Annotated in this window: 1 protein-coding gene; it reads right to left on the reverse strand. The window is 67.6% G+C overall.

All coding sequences use genetic code 11. The annotated features are described in order from the left end of the window. Nucleotides 1–769 (reverse strand): LysR substrate-binding domain-containing protein (locus QZH66_RS17440; protein WP_305807098.1); only part of this gene is annotated, 769 nt, incomplete at its 3' end. Nucleotides 770–778: the final 9 nt, after the last annotated feature.

Consider the following 778-nt stretch of genomic DNA (forward strand, 5'->3'; position numbering starts at 1 on the left):
CCGCATCGGCGAACAGCTGGCGCACCAGCTGGCCGATAGGCACGTCGGCGCTGTAGCCGACGAAACTCTCGCCGGCCAGGTCCGCGAGCGACACCGTGTTGCGCGCCGCCAGCGGGTGGTTGGCCGGGAGCGCCGCCACCAGCTTGTTGCCGTAGACCAGCGTGGAGTGCAGATTAGGGTGCGGTTCCGCCAGAAAGACCACGCCCAGATCGGCCTGCTGGGTCAGCAGCGCCTGGATCAGCAGCTGGGGCGTCAGCGTGAACAGGCTCACGCGCGCCTGCGGCAGCTTGCGCATGAAGCGGGCAATCGCCTGCGGCATCAGCCCCTGCCCCAGGCTGGGACTGCAGACCACGCGCAGATGGCCCATGCGGTGCTCGATCAGGTCTTCAGCCACCTCGTTGACGCNCTGCGGCAGCTTGCGCATGAAGCGGGCAATCGCCTGCGGCATCAGCCCCTGCCCCAGGCTGGGACTGCAGACCACGCGCAGATGGCCCATGCGGTGCTCGATCAGGTCTTCAGCCACCTCGTTGACGCGCTGCACGCCCTGGTAGACCGCATTGACCTCCTGCAACAGGCGCTTGGCCTCGGGCGTCGGGTAGAGCCGCCCCTTGATGCGCTCGAACAGCAGCAGGCCCAGGCGCTGCTCGGTGTAGGACAGCAGGCGCGACACCGCCGGCTGCGACACGTTCAGCAGCGTGGCCGCCCGGCTGATCGAGCCGGTGAGCATGATCGCGCGGAAAACTTCGATCTGCCGGAGATTGAAGCGCATCGACTTAAC

This window comes from Stenotrophomonas sp. YIM B06876, assembly GCF_030711595.1.
Classification (GTDB): Bacteria; Pseudomonadota; Gammaproteobacteria; order Xanthomonadales; family Xanthomonadaceae; genus Stenotrophomonas.